The organism is Paenibacillus sp. LjRoot56 (assembly GCF_964253335.1).
Lineage (GTDB): Bacteria > Bacillota > Bacilli > Paenibacillales > NBRC-103111 > Paenibacillus_E > Paenibacillus_E allorhizoplanae.
The window spans coordinates 615,573-641,066 of the sequence record NZ_CAXURV020000004.1; the positions used below are offsets into that span (position 1 = coordinate 615,573).

At 44.5% G+C, this 25,494-nt stretch carries 24 protein-coding genes; 6 read left to right on the plus strand and 18 right to left on the minus strand.

Features of this window, described 5'->3' with window-relative positions:
- Positions 1 to 75 precede the first annotated feature (75 nt).
- The gene (metH, locus tag ACSQ8O_RS28660) at positions 76 to 3,513 is read right to left on the minus strand and encodes a methionine synthase (RefSeq protein WP_436244462.1); all 3,438 of its coding nucleotides are present in this window, start codon (positions 3,511 to 3,513) and stop codon (positions 76 to 78) included.
- 215 nt (positions 3,514 to 3,728) lie between these two features.
- Between metH and ACSQ8O_RS28665 the strand changes: the two genes are divergently transcribed.
- On the plus strand, positions 3,729 to 4,268 hold the full coding sequence (locus ACSQ8O_RS28665) for a 1,2-dihydroxy-3-keto-5-methylthiopentene dioxygenase (RefSeq protein WP_436244463.1): 540 nt from the start codon (positions 3,729 to 3,731) through the stop codon (positions 4,266 to 4,268).
- 88 nt (positions 4,269 to 4,356) lie between these two features.
- Here ACSQ8O_RS28665 and ACSQ8O_RS28670 read toward each other — a convergent pair whose 3' ends face one another.
- The 3 genes from ACSQ8O_RS28670 to ACSQ8O_RS28680 form a co-directional block, all read right to left on the minus strand.
- A complete protein-coding gene (locus ACSQ8O_RS28670; protein ID WP_436244971.1) occupies positions 4,357 to 5,151 on the minus strand; it encodes an HAD family hydrolase in 795 nt (264 codons plus the stop codon).
- Positions 5,152 to 5,192: 41 nt separating this feature from the next.
- Entirely contained in the window at positions 5,193 to 5,378 is a 186-nt protein-coding gene (locus ACSQ8O_RS28675; RefSeq protein ID WP_056620911.1) for a DUF896 domain-containing protein, read from the minus strand.
- Between the two features lie 141 nt (positions 5,379 to 5,519).
- Positions 5,520 to 5,924 carry a LysM peptidoglycan-binding domain-containing protein gene (locus ACSQ8O_RS28680; protein ID WP_436244464.1) on the minus strand — a complete coding sequence of 135 codons (405 nt, stop codon included), beginning with the start codon at positions 5,922 to 5,924 and terminating at the stop codon, positions 5,520 to 5,522.
- Positions 5,925 to 6,069: 145 nt separating this feature from the next.
- On the opposite strand from ACSQ8O_RS28680, the gene lexA reads away from it, so the two are divergent.
- Positions 6,070 to 6,687: a transcriptional repressor LexA gene (lexA, locus tag ACSQ8O_RS28685; RefSeq protein WP_056620907.1), complete on the plus strand. Its 618-nt coding sequence runs from the start codon at positions 6,070 to 6,072 to the stop codon at positions 6,685 to 6,687.
- Between the two features lie 188 nt (positions 6,688 to 6,875).
- Here the strand turns inward: lexA and ACSQ8O_RS28690 are convergent, their stop codons facing one another.
- The gene (locus tag ACSQ8O_RS28690; RefSeq protein ID WP_436244465.1) at positions 6,876 to 8,114 is read right to left on the minus strand and encodes an aminopeptidase; all 1,239 of its coding nucleotides are present in this window, start codon (positions 8,112 to 8,114) and stop codon (positions 6,876 to 6,878) included.
- Positions 8,115 to 8,528: 414 nt separating this feature from the next.
- Here ACSQ8O_RS28690 and ACSQ8O_RS28695 point away from each other — a divergent pair, with 414 nt between their 5' ends.
- Complete coding sequence (locus ACSQ8O_RS28695; protein WP_436241574.1) at positions 8,529 to 8,855, plus strand: transposase; 327 nt, start codon at positions 8,529 to 8,531, stop codon at positions 8,853 to 8,855.
- A gap of 11 nt (positions 8,856 to 8,866) precedes the next feature.
- The gene (locus ACSQ8O_RS28700; protein ID WP_436241980.1) at positions 8,867 to 9,730 is read left to right on the plus strand and encodes an IS3 family transposase; all 864 of its coding nucleotides are present in this window, start codon (positions 8,867 to 8,869) and stop codon (positions 9,728 to 9,730) included.
- Positions 9,731 to 9,984: 254 nt separating this feature from the next.
- Here ACSQ8O_RS28700 and glnA read toward each other — a convergent pair whose 3' ends face one another.
- The 10 genes from glnA to ACSQ8O_RS28750 all read right to left on the minus strand — a co-directional run bounded on the left by glnA (position 9,985) and on the right by ACSQ8O_RS28750 (position 21,411).
- The gene (gene glnA, locus ACSQ8O_RS28705) at positions 9,985 to 11,325 is read right to left on the minus strand and encodes a type I glutamate--ammonia ligase (protein WP_436244466.1); all 1,341 of its coding nucleotides are present in this window, start codon (positions 11,323 to 11,325) and stop codon (positions 9,985 to 9,987) included.
- 38 nt (positions 11,326 to 11,363) lie between these two features.
- Positions 11,364 to 11,774 (minus strand): MerR family transcriptional regulator, encoded by a 411-nt coding sequence (locus ACSQ8O_RS28710; protein ID WP_047676992.1) that lies wholly within the window; start codon positions 11,772 to 11,774, stop codon positions 11,364 to 11,366.
- Positions 11,775 to 11,869: 95 nt separating this feature from the next.
- A complete protein-coding gene (locus ACSQ8O_RS28715) occupies positions 11,870 to 13,090 on the minus strand; it encodes an aminotransferase class I/II-fold pyridoxal phosphate-dependent enzyme (protein WP_436244972.1) in 1,221 nt (406 codons plus the stop codon).
- A gap of 31 nt (positions 13,091 to 13,121) precedes the next feature.
- Positions 13,122 to 14,450: a GTPase HflX gene (hflX, locus tag ACSQ8O_RS28720; protein WP_436244467.1), complete on the minus strand. Its 1,329-nt coding sequence runs from the start codon at positions 14,448 to 14,450 to the stop codon at positions 13,122 to 13,124.
- Between the two features lie 211 nt (positions 14,451 to 14,661).
- Positions 14,662 to 15,927: an iron uptake transporter deferrochelatase/peroxidase subunit gene (efeB, locus tag ACSQ8O_RS28725; RefSeq protein ID WP_436244468.1), complete on the minus strand. Its 1,266-nt coding sequence runs from the start codon at positions 15,925 to 15,927 to the stop codon at positions 14,662 to 14,664.
- 19 nt (positions 15,928 to 15,946) lie between these two features.
- A complete protein-coding gene (locus ACSQ8O_RS28730) occupies positions 15,947 to 17,113 on the minus strand; it encodes an EfeM/EfeO family lipoprotein (RefSeq protein WP_436244469.1) in 1,167 nt (388 codons plus the stop codon).
- Between the two features lie 27 nt (positions 17,114 to 17,140).
- Positions 17,141 to 18,628, minus strand: coding sequence for an FTR1 family protein (locus ACSQ8O_RS28735; RefSeq protein WP_436244470.1), 1,488 nt, complete (start codon positions 18,626 to 18,628; stop codon positions 17,141 to 17,143).
- A 185-nt stretch (positions 18,629 to 18,813) separates the two neighbouring features.
- Positions 18,814 to 19,791 (minus strand): AAA family ATPase, encoded by a 978-nt coding sequence (locus ACSQ8O_RS28740; RefSeq protein ID WP_436244471.1) that lies wholly within the window; start codon positions 19,789 to 19,791, stop codon positions 18,814 to 18,816.
- A 125-nt stretch (positions 19,792 to 19,916) separates the two neighbouring features.
- Positions 19,917 to 20,918: a lipoate--protein ligase gene (locus ACSQ8O_RS28745; RefSeq protein ID WP_436244472.1), complete on the minus strand. Its 1,002-nt coding sequence runs from the start codon at positions 20,916 to 20,918 to the stop codon at positions 19,917 to 19,919.
- 13 nt (positions 20,919 to 20,931) lie between these two features.
- The gene (locus ACSQ8O_RS28750; protein WP_436244473.1) at positions 20,932 to 21,411 is read right to left on the minus strand and encodes an N-acetyltransferase family protein; all 480 of its coding nucleotides are present in this window, start codon (positions 21,409 to 21,411) and stop codon (positions 20,932 to 20,934) included.
- A gap of 110 nt (positions 21,412 to 21,521) precedes the next feature.
- Between ACSQ8O_RS28750 and ACSQ8O_RS28755 the strand changes: the two genes are divergently transcribed.
- Positions 21,522 to 22,328 carry a GNAT family N-acetyltransferase gene (locus ACSQ8O_RS28755; protein WP_436244474.1) on the plus strand — a complete coding sequence of 269 codons (807 nt, stop codon included), beginning with the start codon at positions 21,522 to 21,524 and terminating at the stop codon, positions 22,326 to 22,328.
- A gap of 34 nt (positions 22,329 to 22,362) precedes the next feature.
- The gene (locus tag ACSQ8O_RS28760) at positions 22,363 to 23,229 is read left to right on the plus strand and encodes an SDR family oxidoreductase (RefSeq protein WP_436244475.1); all 867 of its coding nucleotides are present in this window, start codon (positions 22,363 to 22,365) and stop codon (positions 23,227 to 23,229) included.
- A 57-nt stretch (positions 23,230 to 23,286) separates the two neighbouring features.
- Here the strand turns inward: ACSQ8O_RS28760 and ACSQ8O_RS28765 are convergent, their stop codons facing one another.
- The 3 genes from ACSQ8O_RS28765 to ACSQ8O_RS28775 are packed head-to-tail and all read right to left on the minus strand — an operon-like array spanning position 23,287 to position 25,456.
- On the minus strand, positions 23,287 to 23,982 hold the full coding sequence (locus ACSQ8O_RS28765; RefSeq protein ID WP_436244476.1) for a YdcF family protein: 696 nt from the start codon (positions 23,980 to 23,982) through the stop codon (positions 23,287 to 23,289).
- 23 nt (positions 23,983 to 24,005) lie between these two features.
- Complete coding sequence (locus tag ACSQ8O_RS28770; protein WP_056620878.1) at positions 24,006 to 24,665, minus strand: alpha/beta hydrolase; 660 nt, start codon at positions 24,663 to 24,665, stop codon at positions 24,006 to 24,008.
- A gap of 44 nt (positions 24,666 to 24,709) precedes the next feature.
- Positions 24,710 to 25,456, minus strand: coding sequence for a peptidylprolyl isomerase (locus ACSQ8O_RS28775; protein WP_436244477.1), 747 nt, complete (start codon positions 25,454 to 25,456; stop codon positions 24,710 to 24,712).
- Positions 25,457 to 25,494 lie beyond the last annotated feature (38 nt).

A 25,494-nucleotide genomic window follows, 5' to 3' on the forward strand; every position in this document is an offset into this window, starting at 1 on the left:
ATCACATCGGCAAAACGGAAAGCGAGGATGCCGCGGAACAGAATCGTTCCTACTCGCTACCTCGCTCTCGCAATCTTATCCTACGTTAAAATAACGTGCTTCTTTATGTGCAAATACAATCGCAGATACGGAAGCTTCCGGCTCCATCATGAATGACTCCGTCAGCTCAACGCCGATATCCTCAGGCTTCAGCAGATTAAACAGCTTCGCTTGATCTTCGAGATTAGGGCAAGCTGGATAACCGAATGAGAAACGTTGTCCGATATATTTGGCTCCGAATCTTTCTTGCATCGTCATATCGACACGGTCTGCAATACCAACAACATCGCGCATAATGTGATGAACACGTTCTGCAAAGCCTTCGGCTACTTCAAGCGCTGTCGCTTGCAACGCATGGGATTTCAAATAATCCCCTTTGTCACGCCACTCTTTTGCCAATTCGTTAATATCATGTCCAGCTGTCACGAGTAGGAACCCTACATAGTCCATTTCGCCGCTTTCGACGGATTTCAAATAGTCAGCCAAGCAGAGATAAGGCTCTTTATCTTGACGAGGGAATGTAAATGTCTCAAGCAATTTGCTCGTATCTTGCGGATCATAAACGATGACATCATTCCCGTTCGATTGTGCTGGAAAGAAACGATACATGCCATGAGCCTTAATGATACCGTTATGCTGCGCAGCGTGAAGGATTGAATCTACCGTGTCCTTTAACTGAAGTGCTTTGGAATCCTTATCACTCAGCAGTTGCTCTACTTTACCCTTCAAACCAAGGTGATGACCTAACAGCATTTGCATGTTCACATAAGGCATCAAATGACTAATCGGGTAATCACGCATGATATGACGATCAGTATCTTGTGGCACCTGAACAGGTAGATCCTTAGAAACTGCAGAAGAACTCACACGTGTAAGCTGTGGCAGCTTCTCTTCTTTTTTTCCTGTATCCATAACATCGGATTCCAAGCTTTCACGAAGCTCTTGAATCAACCGTTTACGCTGCTCAGGGTCACTCAACTTGTTCGCGATATCCAGACCATCCATCGCATCCTTCGCATATAGAACAACACCCTCATATTCCGGTTGAATACGTGTCTTGGTGAATTTCCGAGTAAGCGCAGCACCACCGACGAGAATCGGTACATCTACACCTGCAGTCTTTAAATCCTGCGCAGTGATAACCATTTGTTGTGCGGATTTAACTAGCAATCCAGACAACCCGATCGCATCTGCTTGCTCTTTACGATAAGCTTCGATGATTTGCTCCGGTGGTACTTTAATTCCTAAATTGATAATTTTGTATCCGTTATTGGATAGGATGATTTCAACGAGGTTTTTCCCAATATCGTGAACATCCCCTTTGACGGTTGCCAAAATAATTTTGCCCTTCACCGCAGTCTCGGATTTCTCCATGAACGGCTCCAAGAAATTAACGGAAGCTTTCATGACTTCAGCACTTTGAAGCACCTCAGCTACGATAAGTTCGTTGCCATTGAACAGACGCCCAACTTCCTCCATCCCCTTCATAAGCGGTCCATTGATGACCTCTAACGGTGAATAAGTTTGAAGTGCAATCTCCAAATCCGGTATTAAGCCTTCTTTCGTGCCTTCAACAACATAAGAGCCTAGTCTTTCTTCCAGAGATAGGTTGGAAATCTTCTCCTTCTTCTCGACCTTCTTCTCACGGAAATGGGCAACGAACTTCGCCAAGGTATCATCGTTGGTATTATAAATGAGTTCCTCTGCTAGTTGACGCTCCGTATCAGGAATCGACGCATACCGTTCTAGTTTCTCCGTATTTACAATGGCGTAATCAAGTCCAGCCTTCGTACAATGGTACAAATAAACAGAGTTCAGAACCTCACGACCTGCATCAGGTAAACCGAATGAGATGTTACTTAGTCCTAGAATCGTTTTGGCGAGAGGATACTTCTCCTTAATCAGCTTGATCCCCTCTATTGTTTCGACGGCAGAGCCAATGTACTGCGGATCTCCTGACCCAACTGGGAACATATTTGGATCAAAAATGATATCCTCTGGATTCATGCCATATTTGCCTGTAAGAAGCTCATACGAACGTGTCGCTACCTCAATTTTGGCTTGACGTGAAACCGCCTGCCCACGCTCGTCAATTAAGATACAAACGACCGATGCCCCATAGCGATGAATCAGAGGTAAAATTCCTTCGAATTTGCTCTCTCCATCTTCTAAGTTAATCGAGTTAATAATCGCTTTACCTTGCGAATATTTGAGCCCGAGTTCGATAATATGATCATAAGTGGAATCAATCATTAACGGAACTTTGACCTTTTTTACAACTTCTTGCATGAATTCTTCTACTGCATAAGCTTCATCAATGTCCGTATCCTGTAGATTAATGTCGATAACATGAGCGCCATTTTTCACCTGGTTACGCGCAATTTCAGAGCCCTCTTCAAATTTGCCTTCTTTAATGAGGCGTTTAAACTTCCTAGATCCGGAGATATTCGTCCGTTCTCCAACCATGATTGGTCGATTTTCCGGCTCGATATATACAGTTTCAATACCTGAAATCGCAGGTGGATGAGAACCGTATTCCCCTCTTGGTTTGTAATTGGCAAGTGTTTCTGCCATTGCCTGAATGTGAGCAGGCGTCGTTCCGCAGCAACCACCAGCAATATTGAGCCAACCTTGCTCAGCAAAGCCAGCCATTTTTTTGGCCAAAGATTCGGGAGACTCATGATAATGCCCATTCTCATCCGGCAACCCTGCATTCGGATAACAACTGATGGCTGTATCAGCAATACCAGAAAGTGTACGAATATGATCTCGCATAAATTCAGGTCCCGTCGCACAGTTCAATCCCATCGAAATTGGCTTCAAATGCTCAAGGGAAATATAAAAAGATTCAATATTTTGACCAGCAAGCGTTGTACCCATCGGTTCAATCGTACCCGAGATCATGATTGGAAGCTCTACACCTAATGTTTCAAAAGCTCTGCGAATCCCGATACTGCCCGCTTTCACGTTCAGTGTATCTTGGGATGTTTCCAGAAGCATGGCATCAACGCCTGTTTCGACAAGCGCAAGTGCTTGCTGGTAATAGCTTTCTTCCAGTTGCTCAAACGTCACGCCACCAGTCACGGACAAGGTTTTGGTCGTCGGTCCCATCGCACCCACAACGTAACGTGGCCATTCTGGTGTTGAATACTTCTCAGCGGCAGCAATCGCTAATTTCGCAGCGGCGATGTTCAACTCCCGGTGACGGTCTTGTAAATCATACTCCGCCAGTACGACACTCGTCGTTCCGAACGTATTCGTTTCTATCATATCAGCGCCAGCGGCGAAATAAGCTTCATGAATTTTTTGAATAACATCTGGGCGTGTGACACATAGAATTTCATTACACCCGTCCAGGTCATCACTTCCGAAATCCTCAGCAGTCAAGTCCTCTTGCTGAATCATCGTACCCATGGCACCATCTAGGATCATAATCTTCTTCTTAAGCTGTTCTTGAATCGGTGGTTTCTTCATGACAAGACTCCCTTTCAACTTTTCCTAACGCAGAATCAAAAAAATCGACAAATTATGTTAAGATTTAGTGTAACAGAATACGGCTTCTATGAAAAGATTTTGGAATATGATAAATTCCTATAGGATTTATCGGAAAAATTTATATCCTTCCATCGACAGTTAACTTAATATCCACTATAATATGTATATATTTATTTATGAAAGAGGGATATCACATGGCACAAATTAGAATCCGCAATACCAATGAACGTATTGAAGGCGAAGCGGAAGTCAAAGCCTTCTTAGATAGTCAAGAAGTCGTATACGAGCACTGGGATGCAAACAAGCTTCCTGTAGCACTTCGCGAGAAATTCATCCTTAGTGATGAAGAGAAAGCAGAAATCATTTCCACTTATGAAGCAGAAATTAAAGATCTAGCTGCTAGACGCGGCTATGAAATTTGGGATGTCATCTCCCTATCAGATGTGACTCCGAACATTGAAGAACTTCTAAAAAAATTCGAACAAGTGCACACGCATACCGAAGATGAAATCCGCGCTATCGTTTCTGGAAAAGGGATTTTCATTATCAAATCCGAAGAACTTGGCTATTTCGATGTTGAACTTGAGCCAGGTGATGTGATTTCTGTTCCAGAGAACACGAATCATTTCTTCACTTTGATGGAAAACCGTGAAATCGTCGCTGTTCGCCTTTTCATCGAAAAAGATGGCTGGGTTGCGTACAACATTGATGATCCTGACTTTATCAAAGCTTAACACTAAAGTTACTGTAACCTAATAAAGCCCAATAGCACTTCAGACCATTGCGTCTTAAGTAGCTGTTGGGCTTTATTTCTATACGAAATTAACCATTATTGATAATCGGCAAAATTTCTTGAAGTCGTGACACTTCATAAGCAGGTACGATCTCATCGCCACTTTGAAGCCCATGATGATTAATCCATATATTACGCATTCCAATGCTTCCTGATCCCAAAATATCTGTCGTCAGTTTATCCCCGATCATGATGCCTTCCTCCGCATTAATTTCAAGCAGACCCAGTGCATAATTGAAAATCGCCGCAGCTGGCTTTCCTTGTCCAAATTCTCCAGAAATTACGATATGATCAAAGTAAGCAGCAATCTCAGGAACCCCTGCTAGTTTCTCTTTTTGTAAATCCGGTGAGCCATTCGTTAAAAGAAGAAGCTTGTAGTTGCCTTTCAACTCATCTAGTACACGGAAGGTTTCTTCATATACATAGGGACGACTGCGGCGTTCGGCTGCAAACAATTCACCCAGCTTGTACCCTAAGTCACGATCTTCAATCCCTAATCCTGCAAGCCCTTTTGTCCAAGATTCTGTGCGATAGCCAGGTGCTAGCTTCTCTAATTTGCGGAAGTTTTCATCCTCGCCTTGTGTGAAGTTAGCCCATAGTCCTTCAAATGGGTTAATCCCAATCATTTTGGTAAATGGGAACGTATCGAAAGATTCATATAAACTCCTTGCTTCTTTACGAACAGATGCTTCTAATTCCTCTGGGTTCAACCCATTGACTTGCTTCGCGGCTTCTGCGCATGTTGCAGCAAAAGCTTCCTCCACACTACGATCATCCCATAACAGCGTATCATCCAAATCAAATAGCACAGCTTTCAACGTCATCATTCATTTCCCCTTTGAATGTAGTATCTATTGTAGTAGGCTTATTTCTCTTCGTCAGTAAACTTAATGGAATCTAGTTGAACCTTCAGGTTACCCCTGAACGCATTAATATAGATTTTCCTTAGCTCATTTCGCTCATCAATCTCTGCATCCGTTAGGCCAACTGTCTTCGCCTTTCGAGCTAGTTCATTGATTCGCTCAATCGTCTTATCCATGCTGTCACTCATTGTAATCCTCCCAGTCAAAATTTCAATATGAGTACTACTTTGCCATCACCGATTAGGATTGTCAAGGATACAACGCAAAGAGACATAGCAACAGACGGCTATGTCTCGAACAATCATCTATATAGTGAACTAAGAATTAGCTCATACAGGTAGTAGTAGAACTTGCCCCTCTTGCAATGAACTGTTCGATAAGTGATTCAATGCTCTCAATTTCTCGATATAAGAACGCGTGTTCTCACCCTTCTTTTTGTGAGCTTCTGCAATCCCCCAAAGAGTATCACCACTTTGAATAACAACTTTCTCGTTTTGAGTAGCTTTCGCTGATAATTGCGCGGAAATGATCGGTGTAGACACGGTAACATTGCCATCACCTGCATAGGCTTGTACGATCGCACCGAACGAAAACACAGTTCCAAGAATTACTGCTATCAGTATGAAACGAAGTAGTAGCTTCGAATAACCCCGTTTAATCGTCATCCCTTTGGATGTATGAGCAGTACCACGAAGTGTTGTTGTTCCGTTAGATTGTGAATAAGCCATATACATATCATTCATCCCCCAAACATTTGTTCTGTTATTAGAATAACACGAACACATGTTTGAGTCAACCGTTTCTCGAACTTATGTTTGTACGAACTCGGGTTCTATGTTATACTTTGGGTAATGATTCCCAGTATTGGAGTGATATCTTATGAGTAAAATTTCGCAGCGTCAACAAGCAATAATGGAATTCATTAAGAACGAAGTGAAAGATAAGGGTTACCCGCCTTCCGTTCGTGAAATCGGCGAAGCAGTTGGACTAGCCTCCAGTTCTACCGTACATGGCCATTTGGAACGTCTTGAGAAAAAAGGCATGATTCGTCGAGATCCTACCAAACCGCGTGCAATTGAAATTCTAGGGCTGGATGGTGCCGAATCCCAATTCGCTGTCTCCGTCGCTCGTGTTCCCCTTGTTGGTAAAGTAACGGCTGGTGTTCCTATTACGGCCACTGAGAATATTGAAGATTATTTCCCACTTCCTTCAAGTATGGTTGGTGACAACAACGTGTTTATGCTTAGCATTATGGGTGACAGTATGATTGAAGCTGGTATTCATAATGGCGACTATGTCATCGTTAAACAACAACAAACAGCGAATAACGGTGATATCGTTGTAGCAATGACAGAAGATGATGAAGCTACTGTTAAGCGTTTCTACAAAGAGAAGGATCATATTCGCCTTCAACCGGAGAATTCCGCTTTACAACCCATTCTATTGAAGAATGTAACGATCCTTGGACGTGTAATTGGCTTGTTCCGGGATATGTAAGAACGGCAGATCCCGCAAAAAAAGCAAGGCTCTCAAAGTGAACTTTCACTTGAGAGCCTTGCTTTTTACCACATAAGAATTTATAAGTTTCCAGTACCCTGAAGAACAAATTCTTATTGGCGATAAAAACCACCATTTAAACGCGGTCATTCTTCCTTGAAGGACTTCGATAGAAGTTTTTCTCACATTTAAAACGTCAATACCCAGTTCCCTGCCCGGAAGATCGGTTCGATCGTCCCATCCGCTAGTTCTCCATCGATTTCAAGTTCCGCAGAACCAATCATGAAATCCACATGAATCAAGGAGCTATTCCCTCCGCGATCTTTCAACTCAGCGTTCGATAACTTGGTACCATCCTTCAAATTAATCGGATAGCAGCTACCCAACGCTAAGTGACAAGAAGCATTCTCGTCAATGCCAGTGTTGTAAAAAATACGATTTAAATTAGAAATCGGAGAATCAAACGGAACGAGTGCAACCTCACCTAAATAACGTGCCCCTTCATCCATATCCAGTAAACGTGCCAAATGGTCATAACCAACCTCCGCTTGGAAGTCCACAACCTTGCCCGCTTCGAAGGTAAAGGTAAACCGATCCACTAAAGCGCCATTAATATTCAATGGCATTGTACTCGCTACCGTACCACTAACACCTGTTCGGTTTGGAATGGTGAACACTTCTTCCGTCGGCATATTCGCTACATAGCGGACACCGCGAGCGTTCTCGTTATCTCCACCTAGCCAAATATGTCCTTCCGGCAGCTCGACACGCAGATCAGTACCCGTAGCCCGATATCGCAAAGCTTTATAGCTTCTTTCATTCAATATGTTATGCGTGGCCTTCAGCGTATCCAAATGGGACTGCCAAGCTGCCACGGGGTTCTCTTCATACACACGGTTGATTTGGAAAATAGCATCCCACATCGCAGGAATACGCTGCTCCTCTGGCAAATCCGCGTACACAATCGAAGCCCAAGCTTCTGTAGGTGCTTTAATTAAACACCAGCTAAACTCACCTGTACGCACATAGTGCTGATACTTGGCTCTTGCTGTTGAAGCGGCTTTGGAAGCTCTTGAAATCAGACTGGCATCAATACCATCGTATAGATTCGGATTTGGTACCTTAATGTTCAATAAGGCTCCTCCGTTTTCAACAAAACGTTCGAGCATCGTCGTATACCACTCAGGGTAATAGTCCATTGAATCTTCTGATGCATAATCAAATTTATTCCGAGTAATGACATCATCCTGCCAATGCACATGGACAAAATTCGCCCCAGCTTCATACGCTTTCTGAACGATTAATCTTGTTAAATCCAACGTTTCTATAGGAGCTTCAACCAACAAATCTTGGCCTTTATTCAAGTTAACCCCGATCCGGATTACTAACTCTGCATACTTCTCTATATTTCGTTTGAAATTGTCCATAGTTCAATTATTCTCCTTCGCGTTAAAAAGCCCATCAGCTCATTCTAAACGAGTCTGACAGGCGATAAGTATGTATTGGTCCTTCTTATCATACAATACCCCCTTAGAGGTTGGCAATGAAGCAAGAACAGATGAGCGAGGTAAGAACGCCGTATTCTCGTCATGCCGTCGTTGTTAGCGGAGTTTGTAGCTTTAGATTAGCCGAAGTAATATTATACAAACTTGTATTAACTGGAAAACATACAGTTATTTTCGATGAATCTCCTCGAAAACTCGATTTAGATGGAAAACATGTAGTTAATTCTGCCACTTTTGTTCTATTCGAGTAAAATGGTTAAAATTAACTGTAGGTATGGAACTAGAATAAAAAGTAGACACCTTGTTAAGAGATGAGGATAATAATCTTATCAGGAGGTGTTCATTTTGGGTGAACAGCGGCAACGGTATAATGATGAATTTAAACAACAGACGGTAAAATTTATTCAAGAACAAACGAAGTCGGTAACGCAGATAGCCGAGGAATTGAACATTCCGGCAGGAACCCTGCACCAATGGGTAGCGAAATATAGACAGTTTGAAAGTGAATCCATTGCAACACCAGAAAGACTCCGCCAGTTAGAACAGCTTTTGAAAGAGAAAGACCGCGAACTTGCAGATAAAGATCGCCTCATTGCAGATGCTCAAGAAGAACTTGCGATCGTAAAAAAGGCCGTACACATCTTCAGCAAACCAAAGAACTAAGGTTCCAGTTCATTGAAAAGCATCGTTCCGAATTTTCAATGGAGAAGATGTGTCAGACGCTTGAGGTTTCCCGGAGCGGTTACTATAAATGGTTACTTGGAAAAGAGGCGGTGAATAGCTACCAGAAGCGCAGAACTGCGCTCTTAGCTCGAATCACGTTCATATTTCATGACCATTTTGGTAGGTATGGCAGCCCTAAAATCACAGAGACACTCGTGCGTGAAGGCTGGACGGTATCTGAACGACTAGTTGGTTCACTAATGAAAGCCAATGGGCTTCGTTCCTGCGTTTCTAAGAAGTTTCGAGTGAACACGACGGATTCAAACCACGATTCACCGATTGCACCTAACTTGCTAAATCAAAATTTTCAAACAACCGCACCTAACAAAGTCTGGGTCACTGACATTACCTATATTCCGTGCCGTGAAGGCCGGTTGTATTTAGCTAGTGTTTTAGATCTTTACACGCGCAAAATTGTAGGTTGGAAGCTCGGAGACCGCATGACAACAGAGTTAGTCCTGGCTGCACTAGACCAAGCTTATGTGGCGCAGCAACCCCCAGTAGGGCTTGTGCATCACTCAGATCGAGGCTCACAATATGCCTCGGAAGATTACCGCGAAAGACTTGAAACCTACAAAATGAAAGCAAGTATGAGCCGAAAAGGCAACTGCTACGATAATGCCTGCATCGAATCCTTCCACAGCGTATTAAAGAAGGAGTTTGTTTACTGTACGAAATTTTGGACAAAGGCACAGGCTCAACAGGACATGTTCGAGTACATTGAACTCTTTTACAACCGTAAAAGAATCCATGGTTCTTTGGGCTATGTCTCGCCTGATCGATTTGAAGAACTATATTACAAAAGCGTTAGTTAATTTCTCTTAGTAGGTGTCTACTTTCTTGACAGAGGTCCAGTAATCCGTCTTTTCTGGATTTGATCGTAAAATCCAGAAATTTAACTGTAGAAAATCCATTTATTTGCCGGGAACACGGGAGATTTTCGTAAATCCTCCCCACTAAATCTACTCGCAACCAGCATATCACACATCACTACGCCTATTGGTAATCATCGCTCGCCCCAAACAATGAAAAACCCTCAACGCTTACAGCGCCGAGGGTTTCATTCATTTTAGTACAGAGACAGATATTGATCTCTTTCCCATTGGTGAACTTGAGTACGATACATGTCCCACTCAATTTCTTTCAACTCATAGAAATGCGCTAGCGCATGCTCACCAAGTGTATCGCAGACAACATCATCACGAAGCAACTCGTCTAAAGCTTGTTTCAAGTTAAGAGGCAAGCTAGGAATGCCTTCAGCTTCACGCTCTTCTTCCGTCATCACATAAATGTTGCGATCTGTTGGCGGAGGAAGCTGCATTTTGTTCTTAATGCCATCCAAACCAGCTGCAAGCATTACCGCAAGTGCAAGGTAAGGATTTGCTGCTGGATCCGGGTTACGAACTTCAACACGTGTGCTTAGACCGCGGGAAGCTGGAATCCGAATCATTGGGCTGCGGTTACTAGCAGACCAAGCTACATAGCAAGGCGCTTCATAGCCAGGAACTAAACGTTTGTATGAGTTAACAGTTGGGTTCGTAATAGCAGCGAAAGAACGCGCATGACGTAGTACACCAGCCATATATTGTCTTGCAACCGTGCTCAAACCTAATTTGTCGCTCTCATCGTAGAAGGCATTCGTCTCACCTTTGAACAAGGATTGGTGACAATGCATACCAGATCCATTCATTCCGAATAATGGCTTCGGCATAAATGTAGCATGCAAACCATGCTGTCTAGCTACCGTTTTAACAACTAGTTTGAACGTTTGAATTTGGTCAGCAGCTTTAATCGCATCTGCATATTTAAAGTCGATTTCGTGCTGGCCTGGAGCTACTTCATGGTGAGAAGCTTCGATTTCAAAGCCCATTTCTTCCAGCGTTAGCACGATATCACGACGGCAGTTTTCCCCAAGATCCATCGGTGCCAAATCGAAATATCCACCTTGGTCATTCAATTCCGTTGTTGGATTGCCTTTGTCATCTGTTTTGAACAAGAAGAATTCTGGTTCAGGTCCAACGTTCATTGCTGTGTAGCCCATATCTTCAGCTTGCTTCAATGCATTTTTCAAAATGGCGCGCGGATCTCCAGCGAATGGAGTACCGTCTGGCATATAGATATCGCAGATCAAACGAGCAACTTTGCTCTCAGTTACCCAAGGGAAAATTACCCATGTATCTAAATCGGGATATAAATACATATCCGATTCTTCAATTCGCACATACCCTTCGATGGAAGATCCATCGAACATCATTTTATTATCAAGCGCTTTCTCAAGCTGGCTCAAAGGAATTTCAACGTTCTTAATACTTCCCATCAAGTCAGTGAATTGCAAACGGATAAAGCGAACGTTTTCAGCTTTGGCAATACGAAGAATATCTTCTTTGGAGTAGTTATTGTTGTAAGTCACGCGTGCATTCTCCTCTCAAATGTAAGCGATTTGGCAACCTATTTGTAAAATCTGGAAAGCTGGCCTTGAATCAATGAAACCTGATCCGGGCGTTTACCCCCGCCAATCAATTGTTGCTTCAGCATTTTGTGCAATTGAGAGTCGGTTAATTCCTTACGCTTCACTTCCGTGTGCTCGTTAAGAATAGTTGCATCTTCAGAATCCTTATCTACAGGGATAAGAACCTGCTTGATACCTGCAATGTTAACACCTTTTTCAATCAAATCTTTAATCTCAAGAAGACGTTCCACGTCATTAAACGAATAGAGCCGTTGATTTCCAGCTGTTCTAGCTGGAATGATTAATTCGTGTTGCTCATAGTAACGAATTTGTCTTGCCGTTAGATCTGTCAGCTTCATGACGATCCCAATGGGGAATAACGCCATATTCCTACGTATTTCATCACTCATGCTAATCACTCCTGGTCAGTAAGTACCTCACTCTCATTGTACCTTCCTAACAAAAACGTGTCAAGGAGTGTCAGGTTTGTTCACAGTTTAAATTTTCACAGTAATCCCTTGTCTTCCATATGTTGGATAGCAGTTAGTACACCTAACTTGCAATGTGAGTAGGTCAAACCGCCTTGCATATAAGCGATAAAAGGTTCACGAATCGGAGCATCCGCTGACAGCTCTAAGCTGCCACCTTGAATGAAGGTCCCTGCTGCCATGATAACAGGATGCTCATACCCAGGCATGTCCCAAGGCTCGGGTACGACATGCGAATCGACAGCAGACGCCTTTTGAATGCCTTGCACGAACGTAATCAAATGTTCCGCTGATGTGAAGCGGATCGCTTGGATCAAGTCCGTCCGCTGCACATCCCATCGCGGTGAGCTGACAAAGCCAAGGTCTTCGAATATCGCTGCCGCGAAGACCGAGCCCTTGACGGCTTGCCCCACCAAATGCGGGGCAAGGAATAGCCCTTGAAACATAGCTCGCGTCGCACCGAGCATGGCTCCGACCTCGCCCCCTATACCTGGGGCGGTCAATCTGTACGCGGCGAGCTCCACGAGGTCGCGCCGCCCGGCGATATAGCCGCCCGAAGGGGCGATGCCGCCGCCGGGGTTTTTGATCAGCGAGCCGGCCATCAGATCGACGCCAACCTGCGTCGGTTCCTGCGGCTCAGTGAATTCACCATAGCAATTGTCCACGAAGACAATGAGCTCTGGGTTGATCTCTTTGACAAATCGGACCATTTCACCGATTTGTTCGACCGTGAACGACGGCCGCCAGGAGTAGCCGCGTGAACGTTGGATGCCGATGACCTTCGTATTCGGCTGAATGGCTGCCGTGATTGCTGGCCAATCCGGCGAGCCGTCTTCCAGAAGCGCGACTTCACCGTAGCCGATGCCGAAGTCTTGCAAGGAGCCCGTGCCGTCGCCAGGCTTACCAATGACCTTGTGCAACGTATCATAGGGCTTACCTGTGATGTAAAGTAGATGTTCACCAGGACGCAACACACCGAACAAAGCGGTACCGATCGTATGTGTCCCCGATACAAAGTGTGGGCGAACTAGTGCTGCTTCTGCCCCCATAGCATCGGCATAGACGAGGTCAAGCACTTCTCTGCCTCGATCATTGTAGCCATAACCCGTCGAAGAAGCAAAATGATAATCACTTACTTTATGTGTTTGGAAAGCACGTATAACTTTCCATTGATTTAGATCGATCGTTTTCTCAATTTGACGAAAAGCGCTATCTACGCGGTTCTCCGCCTTTTCCATTCTGGCAATAACTTTTTCCCCGAAATGCATCTTAGTTGCTCTCTCCCTCGTTCTCATCCTGCTCTGGCTTCGCTGAAGATTGATCGTAATCTACCAGCAAATAGGCCTGTTTCACATAATCTTCCTTGTTCACACGAACCTTGAAGATCATGTCTTCCCCATCCACATCGGTCTCAAGCACCTCACCAATACGATACATGAGGGCAATGACATCCCCTTTATTGGCTGGAATGCGGAATTCTTTGCTATCGCCCATCAGCTTATCTTCAATCGTAATACGAAGACGTTCTAAATCCTCAGGTGTGTAAGCACTCACCTTCATGAACTCACCTTGGTCAGAAAGCAATTCCCGCTCTTCTTTTGAGATAAGATCAATTTTGTTGAAGACAGTGATCTGTTCCTTCTGATGGGCGCCTAGCTGCTCTAGTACCTCTCCAACAACACGCATTTGCTCACCACGCATATCTGTGGAGCTATCCACCACATGCAGAATCAAATCTGCCTCATTCGCCTCTTCTAACGTGGCACGGAACGAAGCAACTAGATCATGGGGTAGATTTTGAATAAAACCTACTGTATCTGTGAGGACGATTTCCTTGCCGTTTGGCAATATCATTGTCCGTGACGTCGGATCTAACGTAGCGAAAAGTTGGTTCTCAATATAGACGTCTGCTTGTGTTAATTGTTTCAATAACGTGGACTTCCCTGCATTGGTATACCCAACCAACGCAACTTGAAAAACACCACTTTTCTTACGACGTTCCCGATGCAAAGTACGGTGACGCACAACTTCTTCCAGCTGCGCTTTCAGTTCGTCAATACGTCCGCGGATATGTCGACGATCCGTTTCTAGCTTCGATTCCCCTGGTCCTCTTGTCCCAATACCGCCACCCAAACGCGACAAGTTTTTGCCTTGCCCTGACAGTCTAGGTAGAAGATAGCTTAGCTGTGCTAATTCAACCTGGATAATTCCTTCACGTGTTTTGGCACGCTGTGCGAAAATATCCAATATGAGCTGAGTACGATCGATAATTTTCACATCAAGTGCTGCTTCTAAGTTACGAACTTGTGCACCTGACAATTCCTGATCGAAGATCGCCGTATTACCACCCAGCTCTTCCAACATCAGCTTTAACTCTTCGACTTTCCCTTTCCCAATAAACCACTTGGTATCCTTAGCTTCTTTGTTCTGTGTCATCGTGTCCAGCACTTGAACGCCAGCCGTTTCTGCCAGTTTCACAAGTTCTTGCAACGAATATTCTGCCAGCAGCTCATTTTTCTTCTGCTTCTGTGTAATCAAACTGACGAGCACCGCTCTGTCGTCGATTTCTTTTTCTACCATATGTGAAGTTGTTTTCATAGTCGTCTCCTTTACTTACCGCATAATGCTTAAAATGACTGAAATAAGGCCTAATTGGCCTATTCCTTCATCATTGTGGAGGAAATGATTAGGAAAGTCAATTTGAGACACAGGAAAATTCAATTATAGCGGTCTTGCCAACAAAAAACAGGGCCAGTCACACAAGTAGATCGCTCTACTCGCGGAACAACCCTGCTCCTGCTTCTTTATTTCACTCAAACAATGTCTGCCCTAAGTACGAGCCTTTCGAAGAAACACCAGGCAATACAGCAAAATAACCGCCGCCAGTCGTATCCGTATAGGCCAGCATTTGATCCGGCATCTTAGGATTCGTTAAGCGTTTCTGGATCGATTCGAACTGCGTTTGGATATTCCGATTAAAGCACACAAACAACAATCCGGCATTGATACGACCTACGCTGTCCAGATTTTCCATGAAATTATAACCGCGCCGCAAAATACGTTCACGCTCAGAATTTTCACCACTTCGTGGGTTAGATAACCGTATATGCGAGTCCAAAGCCGTCACCTTGCCCTCGGCATCTGCGGCAAACTGCGGCGTATCGAATTCAGCTTTGCCGTCCATGGGTGCTCCAGATACCTTTTGACGACCAATGATCTCTTCTTGATCCGAGTAGGTTTGTTGATCCCATGTTTCGATCCGCATTTGAATGCGACGAACAACCATATAGGTACCGCCTGCTAACCACGGTGTGCTTTCCCTATCGCTAGCATCAATCCAAACGTTATTTTTCATAAAAGACTCATCTTGTAACGCAGGATTAGCCGTACCATCTTTAAAACCAAATAAATTCCGTTTCGTCCCTTGCGCCTTCACTCCTAGTTGACCTGTTTGCTGCCAACGCAAGTGTGCAACGCCTCTAGCAGCTTTGGTTAAGTTGCGAATCGCATGGAAACAGATGATCGGATCGTCTGCACAAGCTTGAACCACGATGTCCCCATGAGTCAACTGTTCTTGAAGTGAATCTTTATGAAAGATCGGCATCTCGGTCAGGCCATCCGGTTTACGTGAACGAAGCCCGAAACGGTCAACACCTTCCTTTTCAAAAAGAGAGGCACCTACAGCAAATGTAAGGGTTAATTTACCTGTATCAAGCCCGAGCTGCTCGCCTGTATCCGTCGGAGGAAAAGCCGCGTCCTGAGGCTCAACAGCCAGCGGTTTACCCGCCATCAGAGCTGCTGCTATCTCCGTCCACTGCTTCAATAGTGCTTGCAGCTCTTTCGCATCGCTAGTTGTTACATCGAAAGCCGCCACATTCGCAAAATTTTGCTGGGGTGTGACAACACCTGTTTGATGGGTGCCATAGAAATCCAGCGTCTCATTGGCTACAGTAGCGGCAGCTTTATTCGTTGGATGCGCGGCTTGCACTTTCCCCAGCAAATCTCCCAAAACAACGCCCGCCGCACCCGCAGCGGTCATCCCCAAAAAGGCACGACGATTCATTTTGTCAGACATACCGCTTAACCCCATTCCTCTATTTGCTTAGCGTCCCCGGCATTTTCACAAGCGGTTCAGCCAATGCTTCTAATTTATTTTTCAAATCAACTTGTTTGGCTTGTTCGAGTTTACTGAAATCATTCCAAGTTGGGCCAACCGGTGAAAGTGTGTTCATGGTTTCGATAACTGTCGCTAGGCTCTTGCTAATTTTCTCATCCAAAGCCGCATCTTTGTTCTTCAATTCAGATTTAACTAGATCGTAGATTGCTTGAGCGCCTTCTACATTTGCACGGATCACCGGCACTGTCGCACCGCTCCAACGTTCTTCTTCACCTGTAATTTTGCTGGATTGCGCTTCCTCCATTAATTCCCCGACACCAGCGATAAAATCAGTAGGTGCTATCGTTGTAGCCGCTATCGCTTGTTGCATTTTCTTACCATCTTCAAGCAAACGCGCCGCAAAAGGCTCAGCATCCTTGATGTTTTTCTTCACAAACAATAAGTATTCGATTCGGTGATACCCTGTAAAAGCAGGATCCTTCTCATTTTTGAAATCATCAACGCGCGCATCCATCACACCGTCCAGCTCACTGAACGTTTCGATGATTGGCTCAATTCTCTCATACGGCATACGTGCTAGTCCATATGCTTCTGTCGCTTTTTTCATATCACCACTTTTAATGGCTGTGTTCAGTTGATCGAGCAATGTCACCAGTTGGTTACCTTGGTCTTGCACATATTTATTGTAAGCTTTGGCGGCATCCTTAAGCGCTGTAGAAGCTTCAATGACGTCTTTATTAACTGCACCTTTGTTCTCTGCAAAAGAAGTTGTCAGCTCCGTCAACGCCGCTTTTAAATTCGTGTTCAAGGCAGTCAATGTTGGTAAATCTAGCTTATCTTCTTTCAAGGCAGCTTGTAATGGTGTCAAAAATTTCTCTATTTTAAAATACAATTCCGGATATTTCGGTTTTACTTCATCTTCAAAGCTCGCCCATTGATCTTCGAGCTGGTCTGCCCATTTCTTAGCATCCTTCACTTTTGAAGTGTCTAATTGACCTTTCAAACTATCAATACTTGTAACTAGTTTCGCGGACCCGTCTTTGAGTGGGACTTTCGCAACTTCGGTTGGCTCTGATTTCCCACAACCTGCGAGAACAAGTGTTGTTGCAGCTGCTAACATAAGAAGTTGTTGACTTTTTTTCATGGGATGAACCCTCCACTTTTCTTTGAATTAGGATTTATTATTTATTGGCATATGTCTGTTAGACATGCTTTTAAGACGGTCTCTTACCACGGCTATGAGCGCCAGAAGCAACAAGAGGAACTGTGGAATTGCGCTCTCTAACGTAGGATATAGCGCAACGGCATCCCAGCTAGGCAGCCAATTGGCTGTTGTCGCTGGCAAATATCCGGCTAACTGAAGTCCATGAACGCCCATCCCGGCAAATTTAAAGCATAAGTAGAAAACAAAAACACTTGATATCAAGAAAAAGGGACGCATCGGGATACGCAGTCCGATCTTCAGAATTAGAAAGGCAATAATGAGCAGCAGACCTACACCAATCCCAATTCCGCCAAGCAGCGAAGCCAATGAAATTGAGGAAGCCATCCCGATCATAAATAAGACCGTCTCTGTCCCTTCACGGAACACAGCAAGAAAGGCAAGTAAGCTAAGCGAAGCTAGACTTCCAGTTGCTAATGCTTTGACACTTTGATTACGAATATAAGATTGCCAATTCGAAATACTTGCCTTGCTATGCAGCCAATAGCTCATATACAGGAGCATCAGAGCTGCAAAAACTCCTGTACACCCGGCAATCAGAAAATTGTTATTCCCAAAAGCACTGGCCGAGAATAACTGTTGAACCACAATGCCCAGCGCCAAGCTGACAACGAGTCCACCATAAACACCGAACCAAATCCATCTTTTCTTGTCCTCATGACCTGCTTTCTTAAGAAACCCAAGTAATGCAATAATAACGAGTAAGGCTTCGAGCCCTTCACGAAGGATTATCGTTGTAGCATCAAGCATCGTGTAGCTTGTCTTCGACGCTAACGGTTGTAAATCAGCATGCATCCGAGAAATCGTCACAGCGGCTTCCTCTGTTTGAGGCGGACTAGCGGAAAGCTGAGCGTAAGCTGTTACCATGTCTCGCTCCATGGAGGTATAAACGGCTGAGGACTGTGTCAATACAATTCCCTCAATAAGCAACCAGGAGTTGCGAAGCGTTTGAATACTCTCGGAAGCTCCCTCTATATCCTTCTCCTTCACTTGATTTGATGCTTTCTCCAACAAAGTTACTAGTGATGTAACGGTTACTTTACTATCACTCTTCGCGGAAGACCCGAATGCAGTGAGATCTCCTTCTATGAAAGAAGAGTTCAACTTATGTAGATCCTTCAATTTGGCCGCAAGTTTCAGAGCATCGACAGGCTGCTTCATCGTTTGCAGTGATGCTTCACCCATTGCGCCTTCGATTTTCTGATAAGCTGCTAACGAGATCTCTTTAACTCCATCTTCATAAGTCAGCCAATTGATTTGAAAAGCTTCGAACAATTTCGTCGCTTGCTCGATATTTCCGCTTTCTGCGGCTTGAATTGCGCTTACGATGCCTGCATCTTCTTTGGCCAGATCATCCTGAGGCTTGGCACTGGCGATCAATGGTACTGATAGAAACAATAGAAGAGCGATCCAACTGACTAAAACAACTTTCCGCATACATGACAACTCCTTTGGAGTGGTGAACATTACACGCTCCAACATTTATTTAGAAACAATATTGATAATCATTATCAGCAAAATAATTACTCTGTATATTTTACTCTGATCCTCTAAACTGTCAATTACTTTCCCATAAAAAAAAAGCCAATTAACTTAAATAAGTTAATTGGCTCTTTGATCTGTCATTTAAATTTCACATCTTCCGGACGAATCGACATCAACTCAAGTTTGGATGGTGCGTTCACATATTGACTTAACAATCGTACGGCTTGATGCCGCATCGCTTTCTCCAAAATATTCCGAACATACCTCGCATTACTGAAAGAACGCCAAGTCATCGCCTTCTCCTCGGCTAGGTGTTGCTTTAGCTTCGCTAATGTTTGTGGCAGCAGGACATATTCCCGTTCCTTCGCCATCAACTCCGTAATTTGGATCAATTGATCAATGGCATAATCCTCGAAATCAATTTGAATCGGAAACCGTGAAGGAAGTCCAGGGTTCGTTGCTAAGAATTGCTCCATTTCTTCACTATATCCCGCTAGGATGAGGATGAAATCATTTTTCTTATCTTCCATTCCTTTGACCAGCGCATCAATCGATTCCTTGCCAAAATCCTTCTCACCGCCACGTGCCAAGCTATATGCTTCATCAATAAATAGGACGCCGCCCATCGCTTTTTTCATGAGTTCACGCGTTTTTAGTGCGGTATGCCCAATGTATTCACCTACGAGGTCTGCACGCTCCACTTCAATGAAATGCCCTTTACTCAGTACACCCATGGCATGAAACATACGACCTAACAATCGTGCTACTGTCGTCTTCCCAGTTCCAGGGCTGCCCTTGAAAATCATATGGTACACATGAGCATTGCTCATAAGTCCGGCTTCAACTCGAAATTGAGAGATCTGCAGCAGCGCATAAATTTCATGCACCAGCTCTTTGACATTTTCTAAGCCAATCAGTCCATTCAGCTCTTTGAAAACATCCGATAGCGGACCCTCCATTGGCGTCCTTTTGCCAGAGATCATCGGCTCGGCGTCGGCAAGGGGTGAAGCGCCTGACTGCCCACCTGATCCCTCAACAGTTCGCCGCTGACTGCCAGGTTCCGGCTGCCGTAAAACGATGTTGATTTGTCTGGATGGCAAGCTTCTACCACTCATGAGGATCACCTCGTTTACTTGATGGTTTATTAGTGCGTATCCACCATCCTACGCTTGTAAACGCCATTTTAGACCGCAGCCTCTGCCAGAAACCAATAGTCTTTGTTTATTAACATCAATGGCGCTTAAGTCAGCATAAGTAAGGCCACGAATGTCTCCTTATCCAGAGCACCGAAGTAGCGTTTCAGTTCCACATCTGCCAATCGTTCACGAACCGCACTTTCCTCATACCGCGTGCCAACCAGCTTATGTTCTAGTTCAGCGACATCATAGGCACCGAAGAAATCACCAAATATTTTAACATGCTGCAAATGTCCTTCTTCGATATTTAAGCGAATATCTACTCTACCAACACCTTCCATTCTTTTGGCATGCTGAATGGTGCTCTTAGGTGATTTCCCATAATTCCAATCCCAGTTCTGATACCGCTCTTCCGATATCTGATGAATCTCTGTCCAATCTTCCTCTGTTAGCTTATAGCTAGGTACGTGCTCAGCATTGACTCCGAAAATAGAACTAAGCAGCTTAGATCGAAACTCTGCCATCGCAATTGGTTCTTTCAGAAACTCCACAATATTCGCGACCCGACTACGGATCGACTTAATACCTTTGGATTGGATTTTATCGGGATCAACGCGAAGTGCCGAAACGACATTCTCTATCTCCGAATCGAATAAAAGCGTCCCATGACTGAACATTCTTCCCTTGGTTGAAAATTGCGCATTGCCTGAAATTTTGCGTTCACCAACTTGGATATCATTGCGCCCTGTTAATTCAGCTTGAACTCCAAGTGAATGCAACGCTTGAACAACTGGCGCCGTAAACTTCTGAAAATTATGGAACGAATTGCCGTCATCTTGGGTGATGAAGCTGAAATTCAAGTTCCCCAGATCATGATAGACCGCACCACCACCAGACAATCGACGAACCACATGCAGGTTATTCGCTTTCACATACTCGGGATTAATTTCTTCTAGTGTATTTTGGTTTTTGCCAATAATAATTGAAGGTTCGTTTATATAAAAGAGTAAATAACTCTCCCCAGCTGGGAGCTTACGCAAGGCGAACTCTTCAATGGCTAGATTGATTCTCGGATCTGTGATTCCTTCATTATCTATAAAAAGCATACGTAATCTCCTTCTATTTCACTAAATTTGTCGTAAGGGTGCGGTTTAACGTCAGCATGCCAAGAGATGCATAGAAAAGCAATGCACGCTCATTAAATTCCCAAACATTTAACTCGAGTGATTCGGCTTCGCGTGCTCGTGCCCATTCAGCAGCAGCCTGATAAAGTCTCTTGCCAATTCCTTGACGTTGATGTACGGAGGCAACGGCAAGTTCATTTAAATAAGCATATTTACGCGGCACAAGCGCTTCATAGTTTGGACTTTGCTTCATCTCTAACATCGCGACACCGACTACCTCCCGTCCAATCTCTGCCACAATAATCTCTTTGTCCTCCCGATCCGAGAAGCTTCGATACCAGCCCATCGCAACAACATGATCAAGTTTGGCAAATCGATCTGGCAATGCCTCGGCATGTTCTTCCTGACCTTCACGAATGATTGTATTCACAGCATCATAGTCCTCCCATGTGGCTGTTCGCAATCGTAGTTGCATCGTATTCTTCCTCCCCAAATACACATTGATAAATTATTAATTTTTCAATTGAATTTTTATACACTAAATTGTATATTTATGTAATAACTTTTGAGGATGGAGGCAATTTCATGCAAACAGAACCATATTTTTTCGAATACCTTGATCGTATTGCTGCAAATACTTGGCCAGCGGAAAGTAATGCTATGGTAGATCATTGGCTCATTCGAGCATCAAACGGGATAACGAAAAGAGCAAACAGCGTTTTCGCTATTGGGTCATACCCTCGTGATGACAATTGGTTATCGCATGTTGAACAATTTTACCATAGTCATGGGTTACCTGCTATTTTTCATGTTAGTTCTGCCTCTCCTGATCAATTAGACAGCTTGCTCCAAGACCAGGGTTACGAATTAGATACTCCTTGTTATATGATGACAGCTGATTGCCAGCAAGTGGCTTCTCACGCTGAAGAACGCATAAAGAAGCAATATCCTTCAGCACTGGATCTTGAATTAGTAATTACACAATCCGTTACGAGCGAGTGGCTAGATGCCTTCCTTTTCTTAGAGCAGTACCCTGAGGAACGACGGGGCTTTTATCAAGGTTTAAGTGAGCGAATGCCAGCATCGAAAGCCTTCTTTACATTGAAAGACCAAGGTCAGACTGTCGCACTTGGCACAGCCATCGTTGAAGGAGAATGGGCTGGCTTCGTTAATGTGATCGTACACGAAGAACACCGCGGCAAGGGATACGGCTATGCCATTCTTCATGCAATGACGATTTGGAGCATCACACAAGGCGCGACGCAGCAATATTTGCAAGTGATCGCAAACAATGTGCCCGCAGTTACGTTATACGAAAAACTAGGATATAAAATGAAATATGGCTATCATTACCGAGTGAAGTATGATTTGGCTGCTCTTGTATCATCCTAACTAAGAATTTCTTAGGATGAAAGGAGCCGATTACATGACAGCCACCAAGGAAAAACCCGTTTTCCCATCACAGCATCAGAACCATCAACCTGGTATCGAATCAGAAATGAAGCCACTTCCCGAATTTGAGAATGCGAACTACAAACCAGCTGGTAAACTAAAGGATAAAGTTGCCATCATCACTGGAGGCGACAGCGGTATAGGGCGCGCTATTGCCGTGGCTTATGCCAAAGAAGGTGCCGATGTCATAATCGTCTACCTGAATGAGCATAAGGACGCTGAAGAAACACACCGACATGTGGAACAAGCGGGTCGCAGGTGCCTACACATTGCAGGCGACATTGGTGAAGAGAGCTTTTGCAAGCAAGTCGTTGACCAAGTCGTCAAAGAGTTCGGTAAGCTAGACATTCTTGTTAACAATGCCGCAGAGCAGCATCCGCAGAAAAGTATAACGGATATAACGTCAGCGCAGCTTGAACGAACGTTCCGAACGAATATTTTCTCCTACTTTTATATGGCGCAAGCCGCCCTTCCTCATCTAAAGCCAGGTAGTGCGATTATAAACACCGCTTCAATTACTGCTTACCATGGTCACGAACAATTAATTGATTATTCATCAACGAAAGGTGCAATTGTCACCTTCACGCGTTCGCTCTCCCTGCAGTTGAACGCCAAAGGCATTCGAGTGAACGGTGTTGCTCCTGGTCCCATCTGGACACCGTTAATTCCATCTACATTTACAGCGCAGGAAGTTGAGGTCTTCGGCTCTACGACACCGATGAAACGGGCCGGACAGCCTAGTGAATTGGCACCAAGCTATGTATTCTTAGCCAGTGAAGACTCCTCTTACATGGCTGGGCAAATTCTACATATCAACGGTGGAGCCATCGTAAATGGATAAATGAACAAAAAGCATGACAAGGAGCGGCCTTCCCCGCTACCCTGTCATGCTTTTTATTCATTTGAGCCCGAGCTTCAATTGCAGTTTGGTTAAATACCAATTCGTATAGGCTAGCGTTTCTCTTGTATCATGATAAGGCATGAAAAGCACCACTGACTTGGCCCCGGAGACTCGCGGATCTTTGAAACCAATCGTTTCTGCAATATCAAGTGAACGAGAGCTATGAAACTTATGCGTGATGATAATTGCGCTAACAAGTGACTTCTCATCCATAATCTGCTTACTGAACAGTAAGTTCTCATAGGTACTCGTTGCCTTGGGCTCGATAAGTATACTTGACTTCGGCAATCCATTCTTCACCAAATAGTCCCTCATGCCCTCAGCTTCAGTCAACTTAGAACCATTATGATCCAAACCACCAGATACAATAAGTTGCTTGAAGCGCCCCTGCTTGTACAACTCAACAGCCAAATCCAGTCGCTCTTGCAGCCCAGGACTTGGAATATCATTACGCAGCGAAGCTCCCAGTACAATGCCTACATCAACTTGCTTAGGCAAACTCGACTGATTTGGGCCTATCTGTACTTTCCACTGGATAAACACAACCCAACTCACCAGCAAGGCAAAGGAGATCAAAACGAATTGAAACGTCCTTACAAATATACGGTACAACCTAGATGGCGTTTCCCCTTTCGAGGTGCTTGCCTTCTTCTTCGTTGGCGCAGGTGCGATGGCGCGTTGTTTTTTGTTCATGCTAGGCTTTGCCGGCATCCTTCCTACTCCTTATCCAGAAATGTACTTACCTGCCGAAATAAGGCTGGAGCGTCCTCGCTCAAACAGATTAAATGATCCGATTTAGCGTGCCAGTGAAGCTCTCGCTGCCCTCTAAGCTTGCTATAAATATACCGCGCACTCTGCGGATGAATGACTTGGTCTCTTTCCGCTTGTGCAATAAGGGTAGGCTTATTTACTAGACTGAGCTCCGGTTTCAGATGTCGGACAAGCCTCGTAAACTGCCAGGTCGCCACCAATGGCGTCGATTTCCCCTTGATTAAACTAATTTTACGTTGATACTTCCATTCCTCACGAAGGACGTTCAAGAGCCGGCCTGGGCTCACATAAATGACCGCCGTGTTTAACAGTATGAGTCTACGTACAGGGTAACGAACCGATAAGTAGGCTGCCAATAGACCTCCCATTGAAAATCCAACCATATCAAAGGAGCCATAAGTCTCTGTCATTTTGGCCGCATGCCATTCGGCTGCCTGCACCCAATCTTCCCAACGCGAAGCGTGAAGCTGATGTCGGCATTCTCCATTCCAAGGTAAGATTGGCACCTCACACAGCTGACCACGCTCTCGTAAATGCCGAGCTAACGGCTCAACCTCATAAGGTCCACCTGTAAATCCATGGAACAATAGGCACGGTTGTTTCATGAGATCCACTCCTATCCTTTTATGAAAGCGTTGTTTATGTTAGTTTATTTTTCTTTGATTAAAATGGTGTTAATCGTTACTTTCTCTTTTGGCTTACTAGGGGTGGACTCTCCACCCATTTCCACTGGAGTTTCTGCGATTTTCGAAATTGTGGCCATACTGTCTGCTGTGACTTTTCCGAAAATCGAATAATTCGGCGTACTGTTCAAATTCGCGCAATCCGTACCCGAACAAATGAAGAATTGGCTGCCATTTGTATTGGCACCTGAGTTAGCCATCGCCACAGTACCTGGTTCATACTTATGCGTTGTTTTCAGTTCGTCAGCAAATTTATAACCTGGACCCCCTCTGCCTGTCCCTTGCGGATCTCCCGTTTGGATCATGAAGGTTTTGATAATACGGTGAAACGTCACATTGTTATAGAAGCCTTCTTTGGACAAAAAGACGAAGTTATTGACCGTTTTCGGTGCCTCTTTGGCGTACAAGTCGATTGTAAAAGTTCCTTTCGACGTTGTTACTTCAGCCTGATATGTTTTGTTCGTATCAATCATCATTTCTGGGGCTTTGCTCCATTGCTTGCCAGCTGATGCGGATGTCGATGCCGCCGGTGTTGCTGTTGCAGATGAAGCTGGTGCAGTTGTTGTTGGTGCAGAAGTACTAGAACCAGGCGTTGCCGTGCCGCCAATTGTTTCCGTAGGTTTATTGCCGCAAGCGGATGCGATCAGGGTTAAAGTAAGCAAGGAAGCGGTGATTAGCATTTTGGACTTCATGGATTTGGTAGCTAGTTTCATGTAATGGACCTCCAGTTTGATATTGTTTGATGATGCGT